Origin of the sequence: Desulfovibrio sp. JC022, assembly GCF_010470665.1 — a bacterium.
Lineage (GTDB): Bacteria > Desulfobacterota > Desulfovibrionia > Desulfovibrionales > Desulfovibrionaceae > Maridesulfovibrio.
Genome location: NZ_VOPZ01000008.1, coordinates 18,475 through 44,765, shown reverse-complemented (window position 1 = coordinate 44,765; position 26,291 = coordinate 18,475). Strand labels below are relative to the sequence as shown.

Annotated in this window: 26 protein-coding genes; 14 read left to right on the top strand and 12 right to left on the bottom strand. The window is 50.0% G+C overall.

What is annotated here, in order from left to right; translation table 11 throughout:
• The first annotated feature begins 45 nt into the window (after positions 1 to 45).
• From rplS to smpB, 8 genes are all read left to right on the top strand, one after another.
• A complete protein-coding gene (gene rplS / locus FMS18_RS14400) occupies positions 46 to 396 on the top strand; it encodes a 50S ribosomal protein L19 (protein ID WP_163295377.1) in 351 nt (116 codons plus the stop codon).
• A 262-nt stretch (positions 397 to 658) separates the two neighbouring features.
• Positions 659 to 1,315 (top strand): ribonuclease HII, encoded by a 657-nt coding sequence (locus FMS18_RS14395; protein ID WP_163295376.1) that lies wholly within the window; start codon positions 659 to 661, stop codon positions 1,313 to 1,315.
• On the top strand, positions 1,297 to 1,698 hold the full coding sequence (locus FMS18_RS14390) for a YraN family protein (RefSeq protein ID WP_163295375.1): 402 nt from the start codon (positions 1,297 to 1,299) through the stop codon (positions 1,696 to 1,698). Before FMS18_RS14395 ends, FMS18_RS14390 begins: the two co-directional genes overlap by 19 nt.
• A complete protein-coding gene (rsmI, locus tag FMS18_RS14385; RefSeq protein WP_163295374.1) occupies positions 1,643 to 2,482 on the top strand; it encodes a 16S rRNA (cytidine(1402)-2'-O)-methyltransferase in 840 nt (279 codons plus the stop codon). Before FMS18_RS14390 ends, rsmI begins: the two co-directional genes overlap by 56 nt.
• A gap of 132 nt (positions 2,483 to 2,614) precedes the next feature.
• Positions 2,615 to 3,367 carry a PTS system mannose/fructose/sorbose family transporter subunit IID gene (locus FMS18_RS14380; protein WP_163295373.1) on the top strand — a complete coding sequence of 251 codons (753 nt, stop codon included), beginning with the start codon at positions 2,615 to 2,617 and terminating at the stop codon, positions 3,365 to 3,367.
• Between the two features lie 41 nt (positions 3,368 to 3,408).
• Complete coding sequence (locus tag FMS18_RS14375) at positions 3,409 to 3,726, top strand: HPr family phosphocarrier protein (protein ID WP_163295372.1); 318 nt, start codon at positions 3,409 to 3,411, stop codon at positions 3,724 to 3,726.
• Positions 3,727 to 5,511: a phosphoenolpyruvate--protein phosphotransferase gene (gene ptsP / locus FMS18_RS14370; protein ID WP_163295371.1), complete on the top strand. Its 1,785-nt coding sequence runs from the start codon at positions 3,727 to 3,729 to the stop codon at positions 5,509 to 5,511.
• A 9-nt stretch (positions 5,512 to 5,520) separates the two neighbouring features.
• On the top strand, positions 5,521 to 5,991 hold the full coding sequence (smpB, locus tag FMS18_RS14365) for an SsrA-binding protein SmpB (RefSeq protein WP_163295370.1): 471 nt from the start codon (positions 5,521 to 5,523) through the stop codon (positions 5,989 to 5,991).
• A 96-nt stretch (positions 5,992 to 6,087) separates the two neighbouring features.
• On the opposite strand, the gene FMS18_RS20490 is transcribed toward smpB, so the two are convergent.
• Positions 6,088 to 6,246 (bottom strand): hypothetical protein, encoded by a 159-nt coding sequence (locus FMS18_RS20490; RefSeq protein ID WP_203544659.1) that lies wholly within the window; start codon positions 6,244 to 6,246, stop codon positions 6,088 to 6,090.
• A 167-nt stretch (positions 6,247 to 6,413) separates the two neighbouring features.
• Between FMS18_RS20490 and FMS18_RS14360 the strand changes: the two genes are divergently transcribed.
• The 4 genes from FMS18_RS14360 to secA all read left to right on the top strand — a co-directional run bounded on the left by FMS18_RS14360 (position 6,414) and on the right by secA (position 12,641).
• Positions 6,414 to 7,295 carry a LysR family transcriptional regulator gene (locus tag FMS18_RS14360; protein WP_163295369.1) on the top strand — a complete coding sequence of 294 codons (882 nt, stop codon included), beginning with the start codon at positions 6,414 to 6,416 and terminating at the stop codon, positions 7,293 to 7,295.
• Between the two features lie 69 nt (positions 7,296 to 7,364).
• Complete coding sequence (locus FMS18_RS14355; protein WP_163295368.1) at positions 7,365 to 8,753, top strand: FAD-binding oxidoreductase; 1,389 nt, start codon at positions 7,365 to 7,367, stop codon at positions 8,751 to 8,753.
• Positions 8,753 to 9,889, top strand: a complete 1,137-nt coding sequence (locus FMS18_RS14350; RefSeq protein ID WP_163295367.1) for a (Fe-S)-binding protein — start codon at positions 8,753 to 8,755, stop codon at positions 9,887 to 9,889. The genes FMS18_RS14355 and FMS18_RS14350 overlap by 1 nt, the downstream gene beginning before the upstream one ends.
• Before the next feature lie 238 nt (positions 9,890 to 10,127).
• Positions 10,128 to 12,641 (top strand): preprotein translocase subunit SecA, encoded by a 2,514-nt coding sequence (gene secA / locus FMS18_RS14345; protein WP_163295366.1) that lies wholly within the window; start codon positions 10,128 to 10,130, stop codon positions 12,639 to 12,641.
• Positions 12,642 to 12,720: 79 nt separating this feature from the next.
• Here secA and FMS18_RS14340 read toward each other — a convergent pair whose 3' ends face one another.
• A complete protein-coding gene (locus tag FMS18_RS14340; protein ID WP_163295365.1) occupies positions 12,721 to 14,745 on the bottom strand; it encodes a methyl-accepting chemotaxis protein in 2,025 nt (674 codons plus the stop codon).
• 266 nt (positions 14,746 to 15,011) lie between these two features.
• Between FMS18_RS14340 and FMS18_RS14335 the strand changes: the two genes are divergently transcribed.
• Together FMS18_RS14335 and FMS18_RS14330 are read left to right on the top strand one after the other, a co-directional pair.
• Positions 15,012 to 15,611 (top strand): MarC family protein, encoded by a 600-nt coding sequence (locus FMS18_RS14335; protein WP_163295364.1) that lies wholly within the window; start codon positions 15,012 to 15,014, stop codon positions 15,609 to 15,611.
• Between the two features lie 25 nt (positions 15,612 to 15,636).
• Positions 15,637 to 15,858, top strand: a complete 222-nt coding sequence (locus FMS18_RS14330; RefSeq protein ID WP_163295363.1) for a hypothetical protein — start codon at positions 15,637 to 15,639, stop codon at positions 15,856 to 15,858.
• Positions 15,859 to 15,939: 81 nt separating this feature from the next.
• Here FMS18_RS14330 and FMS18_RS14325 read toward each other — a convergent pair whose 3' ends face one another.
• The 10 genes from FMS18_RS14325 to FMS18_RS14280 all read right to left on the bottom strand — a co-directional run bounded on the left by FMS18_RS14325 (position 15,940) and on the right by FMS18_RS14280 (position 26,268).
• Entirely contained in the window at positions 15,940 to 16,431 is a 492-nt protein-coding gene (locus FMS18_RS14325) for a YfcE family phosphodiesterase (RefSeq protein WP_163295362.1), read from the bottom strand.
• A gap of 5 nt (positions 16,432 to 16,436) precedes the next feature.
• Positions 16,437 to 17,342, bottom strand: coding sequence for a VacJ family lipoprotein (locus tag FMS18_RS14320; RefSeq protein WP_163295361.1), 906 nt, complete (start codon positions 17,340 to 17,342; stop codon positions 16,437 to 16,439).
• A 12-nt stretch (positions 17,343 to 17,354) separates the two neighbouring features.
• Positions 17,355 to 18,020 carry a phospholipid-binding protein MlaC gene (locus FMS18_RS14315; RefSeq protein ID WP_163295360.1) on the bottom strand — a complete coding sequence of 222 codons (666 nt, stop codon included), beginning with the start codon at positions 18,018 to 18,020 and terminating at the stop codon, positions 17,355 to 17,357.
• A 32-nt stretch (positions 18,021 to 18,052) separates the two neighbouring features.
• The gene (gene mlaD / locus FMS18_RS14310) at positions 18,053 to 18,499 is read right to left on the bottom strand and encodes an outer membrane lipid asymmetry maintenance protein MlaD (RefSeq protein WP_163295359.1); all 447 of its coding nucleotides are present in this window, start codon (positions 18,497 to 18,499) and stop codon (positions 18,053 to 18,055) included.
• Positions 18,500 to 18,517: 18 nt separating this feature from the next.
• A complete protein-coding gene (locus FMS18_RS14305) occupies positions 18,518 to 19,357 on the bottom strand; it encodes an ABC transporter ATP-binding protein (protein WP_163295358.1) in 840 nt (279 codons plus the stop codon).
• 9 nt (positions 19,358 to 19,366) lie between these two features.
• Complete coding sequence (locus tag FMS18_RS14300) at positions 19,367 to 20,179, bottom strand: ABC transporter permease (RefSeq protein WP_239061052.1); 813 nt, start codon at positions 20,177 to 20,179, stop codon at positions 19,367 to 19,369.
• A gap of 151 nt (positions 20,180 to 20,330) precedes the next feature.
• On the bottom strand, positions 20,331 to 20,948 hold the full coding sequence (locus FMS18_RS14295) for an HD family hydrolase (protein ID WP_203544658.1): 618 nt from the start codon (positions 20,946 to 20,948) through the stop codon (positions 20,331 to 20,333).
• A 36-nt stretch (positions 20,949 to 20,984) separates the two neighbouring features.
• Positions 20,985 to 22,169, bottom strand: a complete 1,185-nt coding sequence (argJ, locus tag FMS18_RS14290; protein ID WP_163295357.1) for a bifunctional glutamate N-acetyltransferase/amino-acid acetyltransferase ArgJ — start codon at positions 22,167 to 22,169, stop codon at positions 20,985 to 20,987.
• 180 nt (positions 22,170 to 22,349) lie between these two features.
• Positions 22,350 to 24,251: a peptidylprolyl isomerase gene (locus tag FMS18_RS14285; RefSeq protein WP_163295356.1), complete on the bottom strand. Its 1,902-nt coding sequence runs from the start codon at positions 24,249 to 24,251 to the stop codon at positions 22,350 to 22,352.
• A gap of 100 nt (positions 24,252 to 24,351) precedes the next feature.
• Entirely contained in the window at positions 24,352 to 26,268 is a 1,917-nt protein-coding gene (locus FMS18_RS14280; protein WP_163295355.1) for an aconitate hydratase, read from the bottom strand.
• Between the last annotated feature and the right edge of the window lie 23 nt (positions 26,269 to 26,291).

Genomic DNA, 26,291 nt, shown 5'->3' with positions numbered 1-26,291 from the left:
TCCGCCTTCGGGTGCCGCATAAGAATTTATATAAGGAGTAGCGAAATGAGCAACGTAATTGCAAACATCGAACGCGAACAGATGCGTGTTGATATGCCCGCTTTCAAAGCAGGCGACACAGTAAAGGTACACCTGCGTATTATCGAAGGTGAAAAAGAACGTATCCAGGTTTTCCAGGGTGCTGTTCTGCGTTACCGTAATGGTACCACCAACTCCACCTTCACCGTCCGCAAAATTTCTGACGGTATCGGCGTTGAGCGTGTTTTCCCCGTACACTCCCCCTACATCGAGCGTGTAGAGGTAGTTGCTGAAGGTAAAGTACGCCGCAGCCGCATCTACTACCTGCGTGGCCTTAAAGGTAAGGCTGCACGTATCAAGTCCAAACAGGCTTGGTAGGCCACGAAGCTTTATGCTTCGCGGTTACGCCCGGAAGGACTTACAGTCCGCAACGGGTACGCAATATAGTGTTGAAAACCGTCATTCCCGGACTGAATCAGTTCGGGTATGGCGGTTTTTTACTTTTTTAATGCCTCCGGCGGCTTAAACCCTTTTGCAAAAGGGTTTGTTTCACTGTCGCTATCTCTAAGGCTCACGGGAAAACGCTCGCCTAAGAGCTAGTGCAAGAATCCCAAAACTTTTTATTAAGGCTTCGCCACCTATGTCTGAAAATATGTTGCCGGGGATGGAAACACAGAGCCTCATTACTGCTGGTATCGACGAAGCCGGGCGCGGTTGCTTGGCTGGTCCTGTCGTAGCCGGTGCGGTGATTCTGCCCGAAGAATATGATCTGCCGGGGCTGACTGATTCCAAGAAATTGGATGAAGCTGCGCGGGATCGGCTTGCTGTTGAAATTAAGAAGCAGGCCGTCTGCTGGGCACTCGGTATGAGCCGTGCGCAGGTTGTGGATCAGATAAATATTTTGCAGGCCACCTTTCGGGCTATGGGCCGTTCTGTTCTTCATCTCAAGGTCAAGCCTCAAATGCTGCTGGTCGACGGCAACAAGACCATCCCTGCGCCGCATTTGAATGGTGTAGCAGGGTTCAGGCAGGAAGCGGTGGTCAAGGGTGACTTGAAAATTCCGGCAATCTCGGCTGCTTCCATTCTGGCCAAGACTTTTCGGGATAAGCTCATGGTGCAGCTGGCCAAGCGTTATGCTGATTATGGATTTGAAATTCATAAGGGGTACGGCACCAAAGTTCATCTGGATGCTTTGAAAGAGCACGGCCCTTGCGCGGTGCACCGTATGACTTTTAAAGGCGTGCTGCCTGAAAAGAAGAAGCCCAAGCAGGAGCGTATGTGTCTGCCCGGCATTTAGATTTCGGTCAGGCGGGCGAGGATTACGCGGTTCGTTTTCTGGAAAATCGCGGTTACTCAGTGCGGCAGCGCAATTGGCGCTGGAAGCAGTGGGAGCTGGATATTATCTGTGAAAAGGGCGATGAACTTATTTTTGTGGAAGTGAAGACCAGAAGGGGTCGCAATACCCGGTCCGGCATAGAAGCGGTGACCCCGGCCAAACAGAAGAAACTGATCAAGGCTGCGACCCGCTACCTTTCAGCATTTGGTTATTGGGAGCGGCCCTGCCGATTTGATTTAATTATTGTAACCGACGACGGAACCGGATTCCGGGCGGAGCACATAGAAAATGCATTCGACCTCAACTCTATGGGTGGTGGCAACACCGCTTGGCAACCTTGGTGATATCACCGAGCGGGCTAAAAAAATTCTGGCTTCTGCCGACCTCATTTTTGCGGAAGATACCCGTCGCACAGGCAAGCTGCTCCAGTCGCTGGATATCTGCGGCAAGAGTTTCGTCAGCCTGCATGAGCACAACGAGGAAAAGCGCATCAAAAAAGTGCTGGCTCACTTTGATGATGGCAATGACGCAGCTCTTGTCTCCGATGCCGGAACCCCGCTTATGAGCGATCCCGGTTACCGGGTGGTTCGGGCCTGTCGCGAACATGGTGTGCGGGTTGTTCCTGTTCCCGGTCCCAGTGCCCCGGTCACGGCTCTTTCCGGCTGCGGTCTGCCGCCGTACCCGTTTTCCTTTCTCGGTTTTCTGCCGCGTAAGGAAGGGCAGATGCGCAAACTCTTCGAAGTCTACGGCCAGACCGGAGCCACAATAGTTTTCTTCGAGCGTAAATCCAGATTGCGGGAAACCATGCATCTGGCTTATGAATCCCTCGGTAACCGCGAATTTTCCATCTGCCGGGAACTGACCAAGGACTACGAGGAGTTCATCAACGGCAACCTCGAAGACTGGGCGGAAGTATCCGAAGAGCTGCGCGGCGAAATCACCGTGGTCATCGGCCCTCCGGTAAATGAAGGTCCGGCTTCCGAAGAAGATATTTTTCAGATGATCGACGCGGAAATGGAGTCCGGCGACAAGCCGAAAGTCATTGCCAGACGCATCGCCGAAAAGGTCGAAGGCTGGACAGCTAAAGCGGTCTATGAAAAGGTAACTGAAAGGAAAAAGCGCACTTAGACGTTGTGCGTCAGCAGTGGCGAAGCCCTAATAGAAGTTTTGGGGATTCTTAAACCCTTTTTACAAAAAGGGTTTAAGCCGTCGGAGGCGAAATCTTTTAATAAAAAGCGCGAAGCGCATCAAATAATTTAAATGGATAAAGCAGCAGAACAGAAACCATTAGGTCTGGCCTTTGCCAGATGCTTTCTGCGTTCCTATTTTGTAGGGGCGGGCTTCAACACCCGCGGCTTGCAGAATATTGGCTTTTCCTATGCTATGCAGCCCGGTCTTGAGGCTATTTATGACGACCCGGCAGAGCTGTCCAAGGCTCGCAGGCGTTATGTGAAGCATTACAATTCGCATCCGTTCTGGGCTCCGCTGCTGGTGGCGATATTCCTGTCTGTGGAAGTGCAGATCAGGGACGGGCGATTCCCGGTCCAATTGCTGGACAAGTTGAAAAATACCACCAGTTACACACTTTCAGCCATCGGCGACTCGGTTTTCTCCGGCAGCGCGTTGATCTTCTGGGCTTTGGCGACAGTGAATATGCTGCTGGCTGGTCATCATGTGCAGGCTATGCTACTCGGTTTAGTGTCGTTTGCGGTGCTGCAATCTTTCAAGGCATTCACCTTCTGGTCCGGTATTAATAAGGGGCTGGGATTCTTGGATGAACTTAAACGATGGGACTTGATCAACTGGGGAGAGCGGCTTAAGTACGCCAACGCTTTCCTTGTGCTGCTGATCTGGTTTCAGCTCTGGCCCCGCCCGTTACATGGATTTGAATGGTACGGGGGGACCGCGGTTCTTGGAGTGCTGGGCTGGCTGGTAGCCACCGGCAAAATTGCCCGTGAAATAGTTGCGGTTCTGGTCGTTGTTATCGGACTGCTGACTTTGCATATGCTGTGATTTTTTCTTTTGAAAAAATAAGATATAAGGATTAATGAGAAATGACTGAAGAGAGCGCGCTTCGCGAAGGAGCCCCGGTAGACGGGGAGGTCGTAGCCCGGACAGTGGTTGTGACCAACCAGTTGGGGTTGCATGCCCGTCCGGCAGCCAAACTTGCGCAGGAAGCCCAGAATTTTGCAGCGGACATCATGGTTGTCTGCGAATCTCAGGAAGTGGACGCCAAAAGCATTCTGGATGTGCTTACTCTGGCGGCAGCGCAGGGCTGTGTCCTTGAACTGCGGGCTGATGGCTCTGATGCCTCAGCTGCCCTTGATTGTCTTGAGGAACTTTTTAAAAACAGATTCGGCGAGGAAAAGTAAGTGGCCAGAGCGGTCGTCAGCGGAATTTCCGTCTCAACAGGTATAGCCATAGGCAAGGCCTTTTTTCTTAACCGCAGCATCTCGTCCAGACTGCCGAGGCAGACTGTGCCCACCCATATGGTGGAGGGCGAGAAAGAGCGGATGAAAAAAGGGTTCAGTGATGCCGTGGAAGAGCTTGCAGCTATCCGGGAAAAGGTGCCTGAAGAGCTTAAGGAACACCAGCTGATCATCGATTCCCATCTGATGATGCTCAAGGATCCCAAACTTCAATCCTCGGCCCTGAAATATATTGACGAGCTCAAGATCAATGCCGAATGGGCAATGGACAAGGCCGTAAATGACCTTGGAAAAGCCTTTGGCGCACTTGAGGACGTCTACATCCGTGAACGCATGCAGGACGTGCGTCAGGTAGCCCTGCGGGTGCAGGCCAAGCTCATTGGCGGCGAAGCCAACCTGCGTCCTGTGGAAGGGCGTGTGGTGCTTATGGCCCATGACCTTAGCCCCGCAGATACTATTGAGCTTGAAGTAAACAAGCTTATGGCTTTTGTGACCACCCTTGGCGGTAAAACCTCACATACAGGTATTCTGGCCCGTACCCTCAATATCCCCGCTCTGGTTGGGGCTGAGGAGCTGGAAAATTCCGTTGTGGACGGCGATCTGGTCATTATTGACGGTCTGGCCGGAAAGGTGCTGGTTGATCCCACTGATGATGAGCTTGAGCACTATTACACCCTTGAAACCCAATTTGATGATTACCAGCGGACCATTATCCGCGGTTGTCAGCTTCCGGCTGAGACAGAAGACGGCTACCGGGTTCAAGTCAATGCAAATATTGAACTTTTCGAAGAGGTTGCGGCGGTTATAGACAACGGCGGTGAGGGTATTGGTCTGTTCAGGACCGAATATGCCTACTTGAACCGCACCGATCTGCCCACTGAGGATGAACTGGCTGAAAAGTATTCAGAACTTGCGGCGATTATGTCCCCGCGTCCGGTTACCCTGCGTACTCTTGATCTCGGATCGGACAAATTCATGTCCCATTTCGGAGCACTTGATGAAGCCAATCCGGCTCTGGGATTACGGGCCATGCGCTTTTGTCTCAAGCATGAGGAGCTTTTCAAGACCCAGCTTAGGGCCATGCTTAGGGCCAGTGTCCACGGCAATGTGTCCATGATGTTTCCCATGATCTGCGGACTGAAAGAAGTTTTGCAGGCCAAGAGTGCCCTTGCCCGAGCACAGCAGGAGCTGCGTGAAGAGGGTATCCCTTTTGATGAAAATATGCCCATCGGGGTCATGATTGAGCTGCCCGCAGCGGTTATGATTGCCGAAATTCTGGCGCAGGAAGTGGATTTCTTCAGCATCGGCACCAATGACCTGATTCAGTACAGTCTTGGTATTGACCGTACCAACCCGCATGTTTCTTATCTTTATCAGCCGCTGCATCCGGCGGTGGTGAGATCTATTAAGTACGTTGTCGATGCCGGGCACCGGGCCGGTATCGGGGTCAGCCTCTGCGGCGAGGTGGCTTCCGATCCTTATTGCGTACCCATCCTGATGGGTATGCAGATTGACAGCCTGAGTCTTACCCCGCAGGCTATCCCCGGCATCAAGCGTATCCTCCGGCAGCTTAATATGCAGGAATGCAAGCAATTGCTTAAAGACGTACTCGGTTGCCGCACTGTAAGCAGAATCAACCGTCTTGTTACGGACAATATTTATAAAAAGTATCCCGAAGAGTTGACCTTTTTTGCGTCGCTTCTGGATAACGAAGAGATCACAGGTTAATCATAAATCATGGCTAGAAAGAAAAAGAAGAAGAGCCCTTCTTCCATTGCGCTCAATAAACAGGCCCGCCGTAATTACGAATTCGTGGAAACCATGGAAGCCGGGCTGGTGCTCAAGGGAACCGAGGTCAAGTCCCTGCGTCAGGGGCAAGTTAGTTTCATGGACGGCTATATTAATTTTAAGGATGGAGAAGCATGGTTGATCGGCATCCATATTGCTCCTTATGATCACGCAGGCCACACCCAGCACGAGCCGGACCGCCCGCGTAAGCTGCTGCTTCACGCACGTGAAATAGAAAAATTGCAGACAAGAGTAGACCAGAAAGGCTTGACCGTTGTTCCGGTGAAGCTGTACTTCTCAAGAGGGAAAATCAAGCTTGAGATCGCTCTTGCCAAGGGCCGCAATGTCCATAACCGCAAGGAAGAACTCAAGCGCAGGGATATAGCAAGAGATACGGCCCGTCAGCTGGCTAATTACTAGCCGGCCAACGAGCCGCATAAAGTTCTCATCCACCCCTTGCCGGTGGGTGGAGAAAGCATGATAAGGGTATAGTAACCTTAATGAATCAAGGCTTGTTTACTGGAGACCGGAAACAAGAATGGTGAAAACCATTGCTGCGCCGACCCAGAAAATTGTTTTAACCGTTCCGGTTACGGGGTCGAGTTTCCTTTCGCGGCCAACTTCGCTGTTTTCAGGGGTGAAAATCTCAGTCATAAATGCGCTGATGCTACTCATGGTCGTTCTCCTGTATGCGTGATCAAGATTATAAAATCACGTGGTCGATGAATCCTTATTGCCCGTTTTCATGTTTTCAATCCAATGGGAATAATCGAACCCTCCCTTTAAAATTTCTGATACCATTTCCCGGTTATTGAAATGGCGCAGTTAAGTGGCTAAAAAATATGGAACTATATCAGATTAAGACATTCGTGGTGGTGGTTGAAGAGGGGAATATGACCCGTGCGGCTAAACGGTTGCACGCCAGCCAGTCCACCATCAGCCTGCATATCAAGTCCCTTGAAGAAGAATTTGACGTGCGCCTTTTTCTACGCACCCCCAAGGGCATGCAGCCTACAGCTGAAGGCAAGCTGTTATTGGAAAAAGCCCGTGATATTCTAGATTCTGTTGAGAAATTTGAATCCGAGGCCCTGAGCCTGAAGGGGGAGCTTTCCGGTGAAGCCCGATTAGGCTTGCAAACATCTCCAGTGTATCTCAGGACTCCGCAGCTCATTAAATTGATCAAGGAAGAGTTTCCGGGTTTATCTGTGCGTCTGGTGCAGATGCCCACTTGGACAATCCGCAGTGATATTGCCGCCCGCAAGCTTGATGGCGGCTTTTTTTATTCCAATTGCGCGCCCGAAGAGGTGGACGGTATTCTGCTGGAGAACACCATGTTGCACGTGGTCGGTCCGGCTTCATGGAAGGATCGCATGGCCGATGCCAATTGGGAAGACCTTTCCAAACTGGACTGGATCTGGACCCCGGAAGAATGTTCTTTTAACGTCAAGCTCGAAGAAACTTTTTCCTCCCGCGATCTCGAAGTTTCCAAGTCCATGATTGCTGACAGCGAAGATACCCACAACGCGCTGGTCAAGTCCGGTAACGGCATTACCGTCATGCGCGCTGACGAAGCCGCCGAAGGGGTCGAAAAGGGCGAATTTTTCATTTGGCCCGGCGGGCATATCGAAGTGGGATTATATTTTGGTTTTCCACGCAATAAAGCGGACGATCCGGTTGTTAGAGCGTTATTGGATTGCGTTGAAAAGGTTTGGGAAAAGGCGTAGCCCTAATAAAACGTTTTGGGATTCTTAAACCCTTTTGGAAAAGGGTTTAAGCCGCCGGAGGCCAAACATATGAAACAATATCCAGAACAATTATCCCGTTCCCATAAAAGATTTCTCAAAAATCTATTCCCCGGCAGGGAATCGAGCTTTGATGACGGAACTTTGCTGGCCTGCGGCGTGGATGCCAGCCAGAGACACGCAAAACCGCTGGCTTTGGTGCGTCCGCAAGATACCGCACAAGTTGCGGAGCTACTCAAGTGGGCACAGACAGAACGGGTGCCGATTTATCCGCGTGCACGGGCGACCAATAAAGTTGGCAACTGCGTTCCGGTCCACCACGGGGTGGTGGTCTCTATGCTTGATATGAATTCTATTCTGGATATTGACGGGCGTGATTTTGTCGCTGTTACCCAGCCGGGAGTGATTACCGCTGACTTGCAGAGGGCTGTGGAAGCGCAGGGGCTGTTTTATCCGCCTGATCCGGCAAGCATGAAAATTTCTACCATCGGCGGCAATATATCCACTTGCGCCGGGGGGATGCGGGCCGTGAAATACGGAGTGACTCGCGATTACGTGCTCGGCCTTGAAGTTGTCCTGCCCGGAGGTGAAGTCATTCGCACTGGAGGCCGCACCCAGAAGAATGTAGTCGGGCTGGACCTGACCCGGCTTATGGTCGGCTCTGCCGGAACATTGGGGTTGGTTACCGAGGCAACCCTTAAGCTGTTGCTCCTGCCGGAAACATCGGCATCTGTGCTGGTGGGATTCAAGGATCTTGATGGCTGCCTGAATGGAGCTGAGGCTGTGTTCGGTTGCGGAATTCTGCCCACAGCCATGGAGCTCATGGACCGCAATACCATCCGGGCCTTGGAGATGCATTCGGATATTCCGTGGCCTGAAGGAACCGGGGGATTGCTTCTGCTTAAAATCGACGGTTCTGCGGAGTCTGTGAAAACCGATCTTTTACGCATTGAAGAGGCTTTGCGGAATGTTGCGGTTACCTTTGTGGAAAAAGGCGGCGGCGAGGATCAGGAACGGCTCTGGGAATTGCGCCGGGTCATCAGTCCGGCGGCGTTTAATCTTGCTCCCAACAAGCAGGGCGAAGATGTTGCCGTACCCCGCGGACGAGTTGCCGAGGCCATTAAGGGCTACCATGCCATTGGGGAGCAGCTTGGGGTTGTTGTTCTCTGTTTTGGGCATCTGGGAGACGGCAATATTCATGTCAGCACCATGTATGACAAAAACGCTCCCGGACAACAGGAGAACGCACTCAAAGCCAAGCAGCAGATTTTCAGCCTGACCCTTGATCTGGGCGGCACTCTTTCCGGTGAACACGGTATAGGGTTGACCAAGGCCCAATATATCAACATGCAGCTGGATAAAACTCAGCAGCGGCTCATGAGTGGTATTAAGAAAACTTTCGATCCTTTGAAGATCATGAATTCCGGGAAGGTGGTCTGATGGCTGCCCCTAAAAGTTGCGTACAATGCGGAAAATGCCTTGAGGTTTGCCCTTTATTCAAAGTTACCGGGCGTGAAGAACTGACTCCACGGGCCAAGTTCTTTCTTGAGTCTCTTGATTCGGAGGAAGGGCTTAGTGAGCGGGATTTTAAGTCTCTTGCTTCGCTTTGTTTGTCTTGCGGACGATGTGAAAAGAATTGCCCTCAGAATATGTCCGGCCCGGAACTGGTTTCCGACCTGCGCGCTAAATCAAAAGGTTTTACTCAATCCTGTTGGGATTTGTGGCTGAAAAGTCCCGGCCTTCTCTGGCCCATGGCTGCTGCGGTCTCAAGGTTCTCCCCTGAAATTTTACCGGAACCTTTCGGTTCGGCTCGGAAACGGATGGAGGCCCTTTTTGCCAAGAGCCCTGAACCGTGGGTGGAGTTGCTGCCGCAGGTTAAATTTGAAAAGCGCAAAGTGATGTTGTTCAAGGGCTGTGTGGGCCGTTTCGCCCGCAAGGATTGGACAACAAAGGCTGAGCGTCTCATGGATTCCATGGGTTTGATCCGGGCCGAAGGCGGGCAGTTCTACTGTTGCGGTTCTTCCTATGGCAGTGCCGGACTGCTGGAGCGTCAGGCCGATTCTCGGGCGAAAAATATTGAAGTCTGGAAAGATGCGGACTGTCCGTTGCTGATTATATTTTGCGCTACTTGCTTGAAGGGTTTGAAAGAGTATGCTCTGAATGATTTTGCGGGGGATGAGGAGCTTTATGCTCGTTGGCAAGAATCCCTGACCACATTATCCTTTCTGTTACTCGATGCGGAAGTTGCGTTGCTTGATAATGCTCCGTCTCAGGTTGCTTATCATAAACCCTGCCATGCTCCGGAAGTCGATTCAGACCGCAAGCTGGTTGAATTGATAGCCGGGGAGAGGCTGCTTCCGGTGCAGGGCGATCTTTGCTGTGGTTTCGGCGGGATCATGCAGTTGGGCGCACCGGAGCTTTCAAGGCAGGTGGGAAAACACTGCCTTGAGCAGCTGACGATGAACATGCAACCGGGCGGGCAGATTGTGAGTGGTTGCTCTGCCTGCGTGATTCAACTTGCCACTCTTGTAAAAGATGATTATTTTGCCTGCCATTGGCTTGATATTTTGAAATAAAGCCTTATTAAATATCATCCGCTACTAAAAAATATGCCTACTTGATGGGCTTTTTTAAAGAAATTAAATATATAGGGATTCCAAAGGCCCATAGCCGTTAGGTGAGAAGTTGTACTTCTAGTCTTACGGATATGGAGAGCAGAGCTGCTTGATCCTTTGGCTGCCGGAGGCGAAATTACCCGGCAAAAGCGCGTCGCGCATCAAATTTTCTTGCATACGAAATAAGGAAAAGATTTAGATGTTTAATTTGATTGTTTCCAAGATCTTCGGTTCACGAAATGAAAGATTTATTAAAAAGCTGAAACCGCAGATTGATCAGATAGCGGCCCTTGAGCCGGAAATGCAAAAGCTCACCGACGAGCAGTTTCCGCAGAAGATTGCTGAATATAAAGAACAGGTGGCCGCAGGCACTTCTCTTGATGACATCCTGTCTGAAGTTTTCGCCCTTGTGCGCGAAGCCGGTATTCGTTCCCTTGAAATGCGCCATTATGACGTACAGATGGTCGGTGGTATGGTGCTGCACAGCGGACGTATCGCAGAGATGAAAACAGGTGAAGGTAAAACCCTTGTGGCGACCCTTGCCGCTGTTCTGAACGCCCTATCCGGTAAAGGTGTGCACCTGATCACTGTTAACGATTATCTCGCCAAGCGTGATGCCGAGTGGATGGGCAAGCTTTACAATTTCCTCGGCCTGACTGTTGGTGTCGTTGTGCACGGGTTGACTGATGAAGAGCGTCAGGAAGCTTACGGCTGCGATATTACCTATGGTACCAACAATGAGTTCGGTTTCGATTACCTGCGCGACAACATGAAGTTCTACAAGGAACAGCTGGTTCAGCGCGAACTTAATTTTTGTATTGTGGATGAAGTTGACTCCATCCTCATTGATGAAGCCCGCACTCCGCTCATTATTTCCGGTGCATCTGATGATGCTACCTCCATGTACGGCCGGGTCAACTCCATGATTCCCCTGCTTAAGCGGGATGAGGATTTTGAGGTTGACGAAAAGGGCCGTTCCATCACCATGACCGATGACGGGGTCATGAAATGTGAACAGATTCTGGGCATCGACAACCTCTACGACTCCCAGCATATCTCTTTCCAGCATCACATCATGCAGGGCATTAAGGCCCACCATCTTTTTGGTCGTGATGTTGATTACATTGTCAAAGACGGTCAGGTGGTCATTGTTGACGAATTTACCGGACGCCTCATGCCCGGACGCCGCTTCTCCGATGGTCTGCATCAGGCCCTTGAAGCGAAAGAAGGCGTAAAGGTCGAGTCTGAGAACCAGACACTGGCTTCAATTACCTTTCAGAACTATTTCCGCATGTACAACAAATTGGCCGGTATGACCGGTACTGCGGATACCGAATCTGTTGAATTTGCACAGATTTACGAGCTGGAAGTAATCGTCATCCCCACCAACACCGCAATGATCCGTAAAGACCATCCTGACTCTATCTACAAGACTCAGCAGGAAAAATACAACGCCATTGCTGATGATATTGCCGCCAAGTACAAGAAAGGTCAGCCTGTGCTGGTCGGTACTGTTTCCATCGAGAAGTCGGAACTTGTTTCCAATCTGCTCAAGAAACGCAAGATTCCCCATAATGTACTTAACGCCAAGCATCACCAGCAGGAAGCTGAAATCGTTGCTGAGGCCGGGTTCAAAGGCCATGTAACCATCGCCACCAACATGGCCGGTCGTGGTACTGATATCAAACTCGGTGAAGGTGTTCTTGAGGCTGGCGGGCTGCATATTATAGGTACTGAGCGTCATGAATCACGCCGTATTGATAACCAGCTGCGCGGTCGTTCCGGTCGTCAGGGAGACCCCGGTTCCACTCGCTTTTATCTTGCTCTTGATGATGACCTTATGCGTCTGTTCGGTTCCGAGCGTATCGCCGGGATCATGGACAAGCTGGGCATGGAAGAAGGCGAGCCTATTGAGAACGGCATGGTCACCAAAGCCATTGAGAACTCGCAGAAGAAAGTTGAAGGCCATAACTTTGAAATCCGCAAACAGCTCCTTGATTACGATAACGTTATGAACCAGCAGCGTGAGGTTATCTACTCCCTGCGCCGTGACGTGATGTATTCTGAAGACATGAGCGAAATGACTGCCGAGTTTGTGGAAGAACTTTTTGACGACGCTTATTACCCGGTTGAAGAAGCCAAGGGTAAGCCCCTTGATGAAGAGACCGAGGAAATGGTTCGTGTCCGTCTTGATGAACTGTTCGGCTTCAGCCGCAATGATGAGTTTAAGGAAAAACTGCCTGCCCGTGAACAGGCTGAAGAATGGGTCGGTGATATTCTTGGCACCCTTAAGGAAAGTGCTGGCGATCATTACCATGAAATTCAGCGTTATTTCCTGCTTGAAGCTCTTGATCGTAACTGGAAAGAGCATCTGCTGAATATGGACCACCTGCGTGAAGGTATCGGACTGCGCGGTTACGGTCAGAAGGACCCCAAGCATGAGTATAAGAAAGAAGGTTTCGAACTTTTCCGCGAAATGCTTGACCGTCTCAAGGAAAATACTGTGCGCGCTCTCTGCCACCTGCGTATTGAAACCGAGGTCCGCGAGGACGAGTTCCAGCACAAGGAAAGCAAGTCCGACCTTGAGTATTCCGATTCCGAGAATACCGAAACCAAGAAGAAACCCAAACGCCGCAGCGAACCCAAAGTGGGCCGTAACGATCCCTGCCCCTGTGGTAGCGGCAAGAAATACAAGAAGTGCTGCGGTAAATAAGTCCGGCAGTCATAAGTAAATAAATTAAGCCCCCCGACACACTGTGTCGGGGGGCTTTTTGAGTGTGCGTCAACCTCAATTAAAACTTTTTAAAATCACTGTCTGCGAAATCATTACCCATATCCAGAGCCAGTCCTGGTGAAGAAGCGGGTTCTGATTTCTGATTGTATTCATCTTGAGCAGAAGCGGGCAGGGCGCGGGGTATGTGGGCATTGCCATTGTTGTTGACCCTGAAGAACCCCATAGTCTGTTGCAGTTCTTCGGCCTGACTGGAAAGCTCTTCAGAAGTGGAAGCCATTTCTTCGGATGCTGAGGCATTCTGCTGGGTAACCTGATCAAGTTGCTGCACGGCTTTGTTAATCTGCTCCGCTCCAGTAAGCTGCTCGCTGCTTCCCGCAGTTATTTCCTGAACCAGTTCCGCTGTGCGTTTGATGTCCGGGACCAGTTGGACCAGCATTTCCCCGGCTTTTTCCGCTACACTGACAGTGCCGGAAGAAAGGTCGCCTATCTCTCGAGCAGCTTCACCGCTGCGCTCGGCAAGTTTGCGCACTTCTGCGGCGACAACAGCAAAGCCCTTGCCGTGTTCTCCCGCTCGAGCAGCCTCGATTGCAGCATTCAGGGCCAGCAGGTTCGTCTGGCGGGCGATTTCTTCAATGATGGAAATCTTTTCTGCAATATTTTTCATGGCTTCCACGGCCTGTGTCACTGCTTTTCCGCTTTCTTCTGCCTGCTGAGCGGACTGGACCGCAATGCTTTCTGTCTGCTGGGCATTTTCCGCGTTCTGCCTGATATTACCGGTCATTTGCTCCATGGATGAAGAGACCTCTTCCACATTGGCGGCCTGTTCTGTGGAGGATTGTGAAAGAGATTCTGCTGTGGCAGAGAGTTCTTCGCTGCCGGAAGCCACGTTCTCACTTGCACTGCCTACTTCACCGACAACCACGGAAAGACGGTTGACCATGTTGTTTAGGGCTGCGGCAAGGATGCCCACTTCATCTTTCTGGTCAATATTAAGTGTACGGGTAAAGTCGCCTTCAGACATACGTTGTGCAAAGCGAACCCCCATTTGGATCGGCCCGGTGATGGCTCTGGTTAGGACGAACGCGATTAATATACCGATAAGAAGGGCAATCAGTGTGCCGCTGAAAAGAATTGCGGTGGAGGTTTCCATTTGGCTTAGCATTTTAGCTTTCTGGTCCGCCCGTGCCGCACGGCATTGCGCGTCGGCAGCTCTTGCTGATTCAACCATATTTTTTTCAGCATCAACCTGTAGGGCCATCAATTCGGTATAGTTTTGGAAGTTGCCGAAGTAACCTGAAATGCTCGTAAGCACTCCCTGAACCTGTGCAATATTGGTTGGATTGTTGAATCTCTGTTTGAGGTCCTTAATGAGTTCGTCAATCCGTACGATGTCGGATTTTACCATTTCAAGATATTTGGGATTTGATGAAATTATGTATTCTTTCTCATTTTTCCGGGCGGTGATAAACCATTTGATGGCCCTGTTGGCATCATCTGCTTTGGCCAGCTTGTCTTCAATGTTCTGTTGGCCTGCGTTGTAAAGCGCGCCGATACTTTGAAATTCAGATCTGCCGATTCCGTTCATGATATTCATTTTGGTATTAACAAGTATAGATTCCAATTGTTCTTTTTGCTCGGAACGCACTTTCTCCAGTTCTGCGAGAGCCGTTCGTGCATCAGTGCGCATCAGCTCCATGGTCTCAGACCGTTTTTTGACCAAGTCCACATAGTTTTCAAAGGCTTTGTTATAATTCTCTACAGCCGTATTCAGCTCGGCCATCTGGTCATGGTTTATTTTTTGAGAGAATTTTGAGTTAGTGTTTTTCACCTGCGACTCGAGAGTGCTGATCAGTTCCTTATGTTTTTGCAGGTAGGAGTCATCAGAACGCAGCATGTAGTTTTTTTCACTCATGCGGGTCTCAAGAATTATGCGTACCATACGGTTGACGTCATCAGCTTTATCAACGCGATCTCCGATGCCTGCCATGCCGTTATGCCCTACATAGGCCATTGCAACGGCCAATAAGATCATTATGGCAAAACTCAGTCCTAACTTCATTGCCAGTTTCAGGTTTTTAAGCATATGAACCTCTCCGAATGTAAATGGGTGTGTTATGGTAGTTATAGCTATGGTGCTTCGTATATTAGTAACATAGCTCAAAAGTAGAAAGAAAGGGGAATCGCAAAGAAACAGATTTTATATTGGATATCGCAAAGGCTGGAAGAATTTTGTTTTGGGTTAAAATTATGTTGATTGTCTAATCAATGAGCGTTAAAGAGCTGCATCAATTTTGAACAACAGGTGATTTTACCTTTTAATAATCAAAAATTTAACAGTGAGTTAAAGCCATGCTCGCAACATTCTTTCAAACTTATTTAAAGCTGTTCTTTGTTTTGACCCCGTTTTTTGCTATCTCAGCGTTCATATCCCTGACTCAGGAGATGAGTCCTGCTGAGCGTAAAAAAACGGCAGTGAAGGTCACTGTGGCGGTTATTGTCAGCTCTGTGATACTTTACCTTTATGGTAGGTACATTTTCGATCTGTTCGGTATAACTCTTGATGCGTTCAGGATCGGTGCCGGTGCGGTTCTATTTCTTTCCGCCCTGAACATGGTCAACGGGGGCGGTAAGAAATTCGATCCGGGCAATGAGGATGACGATATTGCCGTTGTCCCGCTGGCTATCCCCATTGTGGTCGGTCCGGGGACCATCGGCGCGTTGCTGGTTATGGGCTCTTCCGTGCAGGGTTATCAGGATATGCTTCTGGCCTGCGGTTCTCTTGTTGCCGCTGTATTAACTGTAGGAATTCTGTTATTCATATCCTCAAGCCTAAAACGTCTTTTGGGAAGAAGGGGGCTTAACATAATGAGTCGTTTGACGGGACTTTTTGTCGCGTCCATCGCTGCCCAGATATTCTTTACCGGGGTGCGGAATTTCATGCTCAATTAGTTGATTCAGACAGGAGGATTTGCATATGGCAAGAGTAAAGAAGCTGACCGAAAAATTTCTGGTAGCACTGTTCAAGAGAGGCAAGGCCGATTATCTGCCACCGTCCTATTTGAAGATGGAAGGCGGGAAGGTCCTTGCTCCGGGCGAAAGCGATAAGCTTTTGAATATGCTTGCCGAAATGGCCGGGAAAGGAATTGTCGAGGAAAAGAACGGGGAATATAAACTGCTTACTGATCCATACGCATAATCAAACCATAATTTTTATTTCACAAAAAAAATGGGGTGTAGAAGTTTTTACTTCTACACCCCATTTTTTTGAAATTTATGATTAATCTACAGGTACGAAAGAGCATTCCATGTTCTGTTCCTCATCGACTTCCACGATCGCTACGCAGGGAGGCCGTTCATCGCGGGGCGAAGTGAGGCTTCCGGGATTGAGCATCTGCACGCCGCTCACAATGGACCAGTCCTGAATATGGGTGTGCCCGTAACAGACCAGATCAAAATTCGGCCCAAAGGAGTCTGCTACGTTTCTGGACACTTGTGAACGTGATCCCCAGCCGTGGGCTATGCCGATGCGTAATCCGTGGAAATTTACGGATTCCAACGGTTGCAGGTAGTCGGAAAGTGCCCATTCATCGCAATTGCCGAGGGCTGCATGAAAATTGGGATGCTGGCAGAAGAACTGCCACATGGAAAAAGAGGTCATGTCCCCGCAATGCAGGAGCAGGTCCGCCTCTGCGAGGTACTTATTAAAAACCTCCGTGAGCCTTTGATCAGGCTCACGGAGGTGTGTGTCAGATATAACTGCGATTTTCACGGGAATTACTTCTGCGGAGCTGCATCCGGGTTGGTAGTCATCTGCGGCTTGGGTTTATTGGGGTCTATCTTGGCGTCCCTGACCTGTTTGGCCCGGTAGCTAAGGTATGCATCTCTAAGAGCGAGATACGGATCAATGGAGCCTTCCTTGAGGGATTCATACTCCCCGATGTGAAATGAAAGTTTGTTGATCTGGTTGTAAGCACCGGCGGATGCGGAGTAGTACCAGGGAATGCCGAACCACCAGAAGGGGTTGAGCACAAAAGTGTCGATTCCAAGGCCCACTGAATCACGGATAGTGGAAGGGCCGAAGAAAGGCAGCACAAAGTAGGGGCCGTTAGGAATGCCCCAGACACCGAAGGTCTGACCTAAGTCTTCATCACCGAGGTAGAGGGGCATGGTGGATTGTGCTTCACCTACAACATTGCCGAGTCCGCCCATTCCGAAGAGAGAGTTGGCAATGAATTTGGATGTTTCAGCACCGGCTGTATAAAATTTACCCTGTAGCAGACAGCTTGTCAGACGTACGGGGTAAAGCATGTTCTGGAAAAAGTTGTTGGTCCAGGTTCTAGGTCTGAGAGGAACCGCCCACATGTAGCCTTTAGTTATGGGCTTCATGATGTTGAAGTACAAGTAATCGTTGAACTTGAACATGGCACGGTTGTAGCCCTGCCACGGATCAGAGGCGTAAGCCTCTTCGTGGTGTTCGGAATCGCCCCACATATCCTCACTGAATTCATCGTCGGGGTATTCTTCAGGATTGTTTTTTACGGCCCCGATCACACCGGACCCGACCTGAGCTACCATTACCGGGTTCTGCGTATCCGCTGATCTAACCTGTGAAGGGAAGGTCAGCAGGATCATTGTCAGAACCAGAAAGGCGAGAATTGTTGTGGAGTAGTTCCTGGTCATGGTTATTTTCCGTTATTCAATGCCGTTATCAGTAGCGGCTTTGGGGTTAGCTTTAAGTTCAGCACATTTTTTCTCAAGGCGTTTGAAAAGTTCTTTCTTGCCTGCCTCGAGTGTTTTGTCGTTTGTAGTGTCGAGAATGCCGGTAAACTGAGTGCGGTAGTTTTTGACCAGACTTACGCCCTCGATTTTTACATCATAAACATCCCATTCGCCGTCAGTCAGCTTCATGCGGTAGAATACAGGAATATCCTGTTTACCGGTCAGCAAACGTGTGTCGACCTGAGCATATTTTCCCTTAATAATGGTCTCTTTGTCAAATGCGACCTTTTCGCCGGAATATTCTCCGACACGTCCGAGGTAAGTCTGCTCCAGCAGGTTGGTGAAAAGAGATACGAATCTTTCCTTTTCTTCAGGGGTGAACTTGAGCCAGGGACGGCCTACTGATCGCTTGGATAATTCTTCGAAATTAAAAAAATCCTTTATGGTTTCACGGATTTTGTGAGCTTTCTCAGCTTCCATGGCAGGGTCGCCTTTGTACTCAGGGTCGTTGAGAATTGCAATTACTCCCTGAATTCCCGAGCGCAAACGGACCATAGGGGAATTCTCTGCTGCAAATCCGGCTCCGGCTGAAAGACAGAGGAGCACGACTATAACTAATATTGATAATGTTCTTTTCATTTTTGAGAACCGATTATTTATTTTGTTCATTTTTAGATTTTGCCAAAAACATAGTTGCTGATCAAGTCTTCAATATCAATTGCGGACTCAGTTTCAATTATAACTCCACCTGGTTCAATGGGATCACCCACTCCGCCGGGAGTTATCTTGATATATTTGTCCCCGATCAAACCGCTGGTTTTTACCGAAGCAATGGCGTCATCAGTAAGGCTGAGACGTTTTTCAATGCTCAAGGTCAGCACGGCTTTCTGTTTTTCAAGATCAAGATCGATTTTATTCACATAACCGATAGGAACGCCCATCATTTCAATAGGTGAATTCACCCTTAATCCGGTCACGTCGTTAAAGCTGGCAGTCACATGGTAATGGTCGTCCGAAAACATATGCACATCACCAAGTTTTACGCTCATGTAAATAATACAGAGCAGGCCGAGAATGACAAATATGCCGACTGCTGTTTCTTTGGGGTATTTTTTCATGCCGGATTCCGTATCAATTTAATTGCTGTTCAAGTCGCCAATGTATTTGGCGCAATTCATTTTCATAACCGAAGGATCTAAGGGAGCCATGGTCAGGCGTGGGTTTTCACGCTTTTCCCCTGCTCGATCCAGAAATTGACGCAGGTAAGGTTCATCGGTTGTCAGAAGTTCTTTCTTCTGTCCCTTGAAAAGTGTTTTGCCTTCGCCGAGAACAACAACGTAATCGGCAATGGTTTTCATGCTGGCCAGATCGTGGCTGACCACCACTATGGTCATGTCGAACCTTTCCTTGAGTTCGAGAAGCAGCCCGTCAAGTTCCGCCGAGTTGATGGGGTCAAGTCCTGATGTAGGTTCGTCGCAGAAAAGGATATCCGGGTCCATGACCATGGCCCGGGCCAGTCCGGCCCTTTTGCGCATGCCTCCTGAGAGTTCGTTGGGATAGTAATCCATAAACTTTTCGAGTCCCACGAGGCTGAGCTTGGCCTTGACCACTTCGTATATTTCCGGCTGCCCCAGCCGGGTGTGTTCACGAAGCGGCAGAGCCACATTATCAAAAAGATTCAGGGCTCCGAGTAGTGCCCCGTCCTGAAAAAGCACGCCGATGCGCTGCTTGAGGCAACGGAAAGCCTTGCGCTTGAGTTCGTAAATATTGTGCCTGCCCAGGTAGACTGCACCGCCCATGGGAGTATTCAGTTTGAGGATGTTCTTGAGCAGGGTGGACTTCCCGCAGCCTGAGCGTCCGAGGATAACAGAAATTCCTCCGCCGGGAAGGGTGGCGTTGATATCGGTAACTACAGGATTGCCATCATAGCCGATGGTCAGGTTCTCGATTTTGATATCCGGTGCTGTTGAACTCATGCGATACCTCTAGAGAAGTAAGGAGGTTATGATGTAGTCTGCTACGAGAACCAGCACACAGGACATAACTACTGCGGTAGTAGTTGCCTGACTTACGCCTTCGGGGCCTTTACCGTCTTTACGGTGGTGGGTGAAATAACCCTGAAAGCAGCATACGGTACAGACCAGCACTGCAAAAACAAGGGATTTGTTGAACCCTGCGGAAATATCATCCCAGCCGAGGGCGGTGTGCACCCGGTGCCAATACACTCCTGCATTGCCGCCCATCAGGCTTACTCCGGTCATGTAGCCGCCAGCTATGCCGATCAGGTCAAAAAGTGCGGTCAGGATGGGGAAGGAAATGATTGAGGCCAGCAACTTGGGGCTGACCAGATAGTTCATGGGGTTTATATCCATGAGCTCAAGAGCGTCGATTTGTTCAGAAATACGCATAACCCCGATTTCTGCAGTCATGGATGATCCAGCTCGTCCGGTGAGCATTATGGCGGTAAGGACAGGCCCGAGTTCGCGCACAAGTGAAAGAGCAACAGCAGCCCCTAAAAAACCGTCGGAGCCGAATTTGGATAGGGCATACTGGGTTTGAAGGCCGACAACCATGCCTGTGAAAAGGCCGATCAGGGATATTACGGTAATGGACTTCACTCCGATGAAGTAAAGTTCCTTGATGGTTTTGTTGAAGATGCCCAGAGAGCTGAAAATATGAAGCAACCCGTCCATGAGGAAAATGAACATGGCTCCTGCTTCAGCAAGGATATTCATGCAGCACTTACCGATCATATTGAACGGGAGAAGTAATTTATTTTCAGTTTCAGCTTGGGACATCGTCAGTTGATTACCATAAAATTTAAAATATATTATTAATGAAAAAGCAGCCTAAACGATACACTTAGCACAATGATCTGCAAAATAAAAGAGTGAAAAGGTTCCGGGAGCAGTATTAAATCTTGCTCGGCTGATTTTATGCGGTCTTGTTTCAATCTTCGTCATCAAGGCCGTTTTTGTTTTCCCACCAGCTGGGCGGCGGTCCGAGATACCACCAGTCCTTGTGATCGGTCTCAGCTATTTTATCGGCCAGTTTCTGGCCTTCTTCAGTGCGCAATCTCTTTAATGCCGATTCCAGCCATTTCCCGGCATAAGGATTGCCCATATCAAGTTCTTCTTTGAGGTTGAGGATGAAGTCCAGCTGGTCAGCGTCCTGAGCCAGTTTGGATTCAATTGTTTCGCATTCTTCAAGCTCTTCCCAATGGGGAAAGACTTTGTCTTCCAGCCCCGTCCCGGCCAGTGTGTGACGCAGGGCTTTATCACGGTAGCTGCGGTTGTATATCCGGTTTACGTAGTTGAAGTCTCCGGTACGGGCTTCGTGCAGGTCATGGAAAAGGCACATGAAAACAGTGCGGGCCATATCAGCCCCGGCCATGTCGGCCAGCACATACCCCAGTACCGCCACCCGGTAAGAATGGTCGGCAACAGATTCAGAGCCTGTGCCCAGAAACTGATATCCGGTACGCGGTGTTTTGCGCAGCATGCCGACCTCAAAGAGGAAGTCGGCAAGTCTGGTCATCTTGTCGCGGTTTTTAAGGTTTTTCATCATATAAATATCTGGTTGTATCTTAAAATTGTAAGATTGTTACGATCTGTAATCGGCGTTGATGCTGATGTATTCGCGGGTCAGGTCGGAAGCCTGAAGCACGGAAGAACCATTACCGTCACCGAGGGTGATGTTCACTTCAACATCCTGTTTACGCATGATTGGTTCGAGCAGGGCGTCCATGTCCCCTTCGACGGGTTTTCCTTTTTCAAAGACGACGATTTTGCCGAAACTCAGGGTCAATTTATCAGGGTCGAATTCAGCGCCGCTGCGTCCGGCTGCCGCGACAATTCTGCCCCAGTTGGGGTCTTCGCCGAAAAGAGCTGTCTTGACCAGCGGAGAATTGCCCACTGCGCGGACCATGAGTTCCGCATCTTCATCTGAAGTTGCTCCGCTGACATTTATGTGCATGACCTTGGTTCCGCCTTCGGCATCCTGCACGATCATGTAGGAAAGCTGTTGGCAGATATCAAGCAACAGGGCTTCTATTGCAGCTTTTTTTTCGTCGGTGTCAGCTTTGACTTCGGAAGTACCGTTGGCAAGGGCCATGACTGTATCGTTAGTGCTGGTGTCGCCGTCAACTGTTACGCAGTTGAAGCTTTTGTCGATGCAGCGGTGCAGGGTTTCCTGCCACCATTTGGGATCTACTTCAGCATCGCAGGTAATGAATCCGAGCATAGTGGCCATGTTCGGGGATATCATGCCCGCGCCTTTGCACATGCCGAGCATGCGCAAGGGTTTACCGTCGCATTCAATCTCACCCCAGGCCAGTTTGGGAAATTTGTCGGTGGTCATGATGGCCTTAGCCGCCTTGACCGGATCGTTTTCAGCAAGTGCACCTTTTAGTTTCGGTGCTGCTTCACGCCATCTATCCATATTAAAGCGCGGGCCGATGACCCCGGTGGAGGAGGGGAGCAGGTCACGGGAATTCAAGCCCAGATACTTTGCGACCAGCACAAGACTTTCCCGGCAGTCTTCAATTCCTTCAGCCCCTGTGCAGGCATTAGCCAGACCGGCATTGATTATGGCACCGCGGACAGTTTGAGATTCAGCAAGAATTTCCTTACCAACAGTTACCGGAGCGGCTTGAAATTTGTTCTTTGTGAAAACCGCAGCGGCGACCGCAGGCATATCACTTAGGATCAGGGCCAGATCATTCCGGCCGTGGTACTTGAAGCCAGCCTCAAGGGCTGCAAATTTATATCCTTTGGGAGTGTTGAGCATGGTCTGTTATCCTATGAAATCTCTGCCAGTATAGCTGTGACAGTAGTTTTTAGTTGTTACTCTGTAGGAAAAAACTGTGCAAGATAAAAGAGGTGTTTAAAACAAAGATATGTACGTAACGAAAAAAAGGGTCTGTTCCCGCAAGAACAGACCCTTTGATTTAATCTGAGTGTGTTCAGACTAGTTCAGGAGGTCCTTGCGGACGTACTCAACCTGAGCTTTGGATCGCAGTTCAGCAAGGAATGCGTTGAACACTTCGTTGGCACGCTGCTGGAACAGGGCGTTCATGACCATCTCTTTCTGGGTTTCCCAAGCTTCTTCTTTGGGAGGAATACGGTCATCAACACGGGCAACAATGAATCCGCCGGGAAGCTCGAAAACATCAGACATCCACTGGTCTTGCTTGGTTGCAAAAGCAGCCTGAGCCAGTTTGGGGTTCATCCCCAGACCGGGAACAAAACCGTCACGACCGAAAGGTTCGGAGGTCTTGAGATCTTTCTTGATGGATTTGAGTTCCTTGGCAGCAGTCTTTTGGTCCGCAAGTTTAGCCCTGATGGCCATGGCTTTGACTCTAGCCAGCTGCATGGCTTTCTGCTGAGAAAGGAAGCTTTCGATGTCCTGTTTCTGATCCTTGAGCGGGCTCAGGGTCGGGGGAACATCTTCCTCTTTCTCAACGAGGATGTAGCCGCCGTCAATGGCAACAGGCATTTCAGTTGCGCTGCCTTTAGGCAGGGCGATGATGGTCTGAGCTGCGCTTTCGGTCATGCCGAAGGCACGGGAAAGGTTCTGCACAGTCGCCTGTTCGCTTTTCTTGAATGCTACGCCGATTTCTTCTGATACTTTGTCCAGTTTGAGGCCGGAAGCAAGAAGGTCGATGGCGTGGTCAAGCTTGTCAGTGATGGAGTCAGCAGCTTTTTCCTGAGCGATCATGGAGCTGATTTCATCCTTGACCTGATCAAGTTTTTTCTGACCGGCTTCGCGTACATCATCAATTTTGATCAGGTGCCAGCCGAAGCGGGTACGGACGGGTTTGCTGACTTCACCTTTTTTGAGTGCGAATGCTGCATCTTCAAAAGGTTTAACCATGGCACCGTGTCCGAACCAGCCCAGTTCGCCGCCCTTAGAGCTGCTGGGGCCTTCGGAGTATTTCTTTGCCAGTTTGCCGAAATCCTGACCGGATTTCGCTTTGGCGAGAACTTTTTTGATTTTCTTTTCCGCAGCAGCCACGTCCTTTTCCGCAGCATTTTCATCTACAGCGATAAGGATGTGGCGGGCCTTAAGCTGTTCTTCCTGCTGGAAAGATTCCTTGTTTGCTGCGTAGTAAGCATTGATTTCTTCGGGAGTTACAGTTTCGTTGATGGAGAGTTCTTCCGGTGTGAAAGCAATGTACTTTACAATAGCGCGTCCCGGAATGGTGAACTTGTCCGGGTTGGCTTTGTAGAAATCTTCAATTTCCTTGTCGCTGATTTTCATGTTTTTAACGAAATCAGCACCGGAAACATAGTAATAGTCGATCTGAACTTTCTCAGAAGCGGAGTCGAATAGGGCACGGGCTTCGGCTTCAGTGGGTTTGACCGGCAGGGTCACATATTCCTGAAGTTTCTGAATCAACGCGCTGTTACGCATGTCGTTTTCAAAGGTGGCAGCGGACATTTGTCTGCTTTGCAGGAAAGCCTGATAAAGATTCATGTCGAATTTGCCGTCTTGGTCAGCAAATGCGGGAATCTGCCTGATGCCGTAGGAAAGTTCGCTGTTGGAAACAGAAAGACCGAGTTTCAGTGCTTCAGCTTCCAGAAGTTTTTTGCTGACCAGCTGCTCAAGAACTGCTTTCTTGAATTCAGGTGCCTGAAGCTGATCGGAGTCAATGGTGGGATTCTGGGCCCGTAATGCTTCAGCGGTTTCGCGGTAGACCTGCATGAATTCCTGAGTGGGCACAGGCTGGTCGTTAACATAAGCGATTACCGGGTCGGTGTTGCCGTTGAAACCGCCGGCGCCGAAGGCAAAAATAAAAACTGCGATAATGATACCGAAAGCGATTTTGATGCCCCAGCTCTGGGCATTTTGGCGCAGAATGTCCATCATGGCTTCTTCCGTCTCCGTTTGCAGCAGGTGCTGCTTTCTAATGTTGATTCTATTTACACTGGCAGGGCCAGCGCACAAGCGCAAGCCCTGCCATACTCATTTACAATAGGTTGCCGACGTAGTTAAGCAGGCCGCCGGCCTTGATTATATCCAGTTCTTTTTCCGAAAGGTCATTCTTGACTTTGATTTCAGCACCGTCAGCCACTGCGACACTTTCGCCGCCGGGGGTGATGGAAGTGGTATCGAGGGTCAATTTACTACCTTCCGACAGTATGTCGTAATCACTCTTTTCAGAGAGTACAAGGGGTAGAATGCCAAAATTGATAAGATTTGCACGGTGAATGCGTGCAAGAGACTTGGTGATAACGGCAACAACCCCGAGATGACGGGGGCCGAGAGCAGCATGTTCACGGCTGGAACCCTGTCCGTAATTTTCACCGCCGAGGATGATTCCGTTGTCGGATTCTTTCATGCGACCCACAAATCCTTCATCAACCCGGCTGAAAATGTATTCGCTGATTGCCGGGATGTTGGAACGGAGTGCTGTGATCTGCGCTCCGGCAGGAAGAATGTGGTCGGTGGTGATGTCATCTTCGACCTTGAGGCGGATTTCCGAAGAAATTTCATCCGGCAATGCGGAGAAGCTTTCAAGGGGGATGATGTTTGGTCCGCGTACAATTTCAATTGCCTCACCGTTTTCAGGGGGAAAGATGAAAAGATGGCGGATAGAGGGAACATCGGACGGGAATTCGATCTTGGCAGGAGGGGTACCCCAGGTTGCAGGATCAGTGAATTCCCCGGCAAGAGCCAGTTTGGCAGCGGTCTGAGGGCTGGCGAGGTAAACCTGCGCATCCTGTGTTCCACTGCGTCCTTCAAAGTTGCGGTTGAAGGTACGTACGCTTACTCCGGCAGAGGTGGGGGAACCGCCCATGCCGATGCAGGGGCCGCAGGTACATTCGAGCAGTCTTGCTCCTGAATCAAGGAAATTACCGATCAGCCCATCTGAAGCAAGCATCTTGAGAACCTGCTTGGAACCGGGGGAGATCATTAGGTCCACACCTTCAGGCAACTGCTGATCTTGCAGGATCAGTGCAGTCGTCTTCAGGTCGGAGTAAGAGGAGTTGGTGCAGGAACCGATGGCAGACTGGTTGACCTTAAGTCCCGCAAGGGATTTAACGGTCACGACCCGGTCCGGCATATGCGGCTGGGCCACCAAAGGTTCAAGTTCGGAAAGATTTATTTCAACGACTTCGGCGTAGGTTGCATCTGCATCGGCGATAAGTTCGGACCAGTCCTCTTCACGGCCCATGGCCTTAAGAAAAGTTTTGGTATTTTCATCACTGGGGAAGATGGATGTGGTCGCACCCAGTTCCGCGCCCATATTAGTGATAACTGCACGTTCAGGAACGGAAAGAGTTTTTACGCCTTCACCCGCGAATTCAAATACAATGCCCACTCCGCCTTTGACTGTTTTGAGTTCAAGCAGCTTGAGGATTATATCTTTAGCAGAGGCCCAGCCGGTCAGTTTGCCGGAAAGCTCCACTTTGACCACTTTGGGCATGGGAATGGAGTAAGGCTGTCCGGCCATAGCCAGAGCAACTGAGAGGCCGCCCGCGCCCATGGCCAGCATGCCGAGTCCGCCTGCTGTGGGTGTGTGGCTGTCGGAGCCGATCAGGGTTTTGCCGGGTTTGGCAAAGTTTTCCAGATGCAGCTGGTGACAGATACCGGTTCCGGCAGGGGAGAAGACTACGCCGTGCTTGGCTGCAACAGTACGCAGATACTGATGGTCATCGGGATTGCGAAAACCCATTTGCAGGGTGTTATGGTCCACGTAACTTACAGAAAGTTCGGTCTGGACTTTATCGATCCCCATTGCTTCAAATTGCAGATAAGCCATGGTGCCGGTGGCATCCTGAGTCAGAGTTTGATCAATTCGTAGCCCGACTTCTGTTCCCGGCTTCATTTCGCCGTCCAAAAGATGTGCTGATATGATCTTTTCAGTAATATTTAAACCCATGATTCCTCCGGTGTGATTGTGCT

What these genes read in the sequence shown, in the direction of transcription:
- rplS (WP_163295377.1), top strand. Translation starts at nt 46, where the DNA reads ATGAGCAACGTAATTGCAAACATCGAACGCGAACAGATGCGTGTTGAT.
- FMS18_RS14395 (WP_163295376.1), top strand. Translation starts at nt 659, where the DNA reads ATGTCTGAAAATATGTTGCCGGGGATGGAAACACAGAGCCTCATTACT.
- rsmI (WP_163295374.1), top strand. Translation starts at nt 1,643, where the DNA reads ATGCATTCGACCTCAACTCTATGGGTGGTGGCAACACCGCTTGGCAAC.
- FMS18_RS14380 (WP_163295373.1), top strand. Translation starts at nt 2,615, where the DNA reads ATGGATAAAGCAGCAGAACAGAAACCATTAGGTCTGGCCTTTGCCAGA.
- FMS18_RS14375 (WP_163295372.1), top strand. Translation starts at nt 3,409, where the DNA reads ATGACTGAAGAGAGCGCGCTTCGCGAAGGAGCCCCGGTAGACGGGGAG.
- smpB (WP_163295370.1), top strand. Translation starts at nt 5,521, where the DNA reads ATGGCTAGAAAGAAAAAGAAGAAGAGCCCTTCTTCCATTGCGCTCAAT.
- FMS18_RS20490 (WP_203544659.1), bottom strand. Translation starts at nt 6,246, where the DNA reads ATGAGTAGCATCAGCGCATTTATGACTGAGATTTTCACCCCTGAAAAC.
- FMS18_RS14360 (WP_163295369.1), top strand. Translation starts at nt 6,414, where the DNA reads ATGGAACTATATCAGATTAAGACATTCGTGGTGGTGGTTGAAGAGGGG.
- FMS18_RS14355 (WP_163295368.1), top strand. Translation starts at nt 7,365, where the DNA reads ATGAAACAATATCCAGAACAATTATCCCGTTCCCATAAAAGATTTCTC.
- FMS18_RS14350 (WP_163295367.1), top strand. Translation starts at nt 8,753, where the DNA reads ATGGCTGCCCCTAAAAGTTGCGTACAATGCGGAAAATGCCTTGAGGTT.
- secA (WP_163295366.1), top strand. Translation starts at nt 10,128, where the DNA reads ATGTTTAATTTGATTGTTTCCAAGATCTTCGGTTCACGAAATGAAAGA.
- FMS18_RS14340 (WP_163295365.1), bottom strand. Translation starts at nt 14,745, where the DNA reads ATGCTTAAAAACCTGAAACTGGCAATGAAGTTAGGACTGAGTTTTGCC.
- FMS18_RS14335 (WP_163295364.1), top strand. Translation starts at nt 15,012, where the DNA reads ATGCTCGCAACATTCTTTCAAACTTATTTAAAGCTGTTCTTTGTTTTG.
- FMS18_RS14330 (WP_163295363.1), top strand. Translation starts at nt 15,637, where the DNA reads ATGGCAAGAGTAAAGAAGCTGACCGAAAAATTTCTGGTAGCACTGTTC.
- FMS18_RS14320 (WP_163295361.1), bottom strand. Translation starts at nt 17,342, where the DNA reads ATGACCAGGAACTACTCCACAACAATTCTCGCCTTTCTGGTTCTGACA.
- FMS18_RS14315 (WP_163295360.1), bottom strand. Translation starts at nt 18,020, where the DNA reads ATGAAAAGAACATTATCAATATTAGTTATAGTCGTGCTCCTCTGTCTT.
- mlaD (WP_163295359.1), bottom strand. Translation starts at nt 18,499, where the DNA reads ATGAAAAAATACCCCAAAGAAACAGCAGTCGGCATATTTGTCATTCTC.
- FMS18_RS14305 (WP_163295358.1), bottom strand. Translation starts at nt 19,357, where the DNA reads ATGAGTTCAACAGCACCGGATATCAAAATCGAGAACCTGACCATCGGC.
- FMS18_RS14300 (WP_239061052.1), bottom strand. Translation starts at nt 20,179, where the DNA reads ATGTCCCAAGCTGAAACTGAAAATAAATTACTTCTCCCGTTCAATATG.
- FMS18_RS14295 (WP_203544658.1), bottom strand. Translation starts at nt 20,948, where the DNA reads ATGATGAAAAACCTTAAAAACCGCGACAAGATGACCAGACTTGCCGAC.
- argJ (WP_163295357.1), bottom strand. Translation starts at nt 22,169, where the DNA reads ATGCTCAACACTCCCAAAGGATATAAATTTGCAGCCCTTGAGGCTGGC.
- FMS18_RS14285 (WP_163295356.1), bottom strand. Translation starts at nt 24,251, where the DNA reads ATGATGGACATTCTGCGCCAAAATGCCCAGAGCTGGGGCATCAAAATC.
- FMS18_RS14280 (WP_163295355.1), bottom strand. Translation starts at nt 26,268, where the DNA reads ATGGGTTTAAATATTACTGAAAAGATCATATCAGCACATCTTTTGGAC.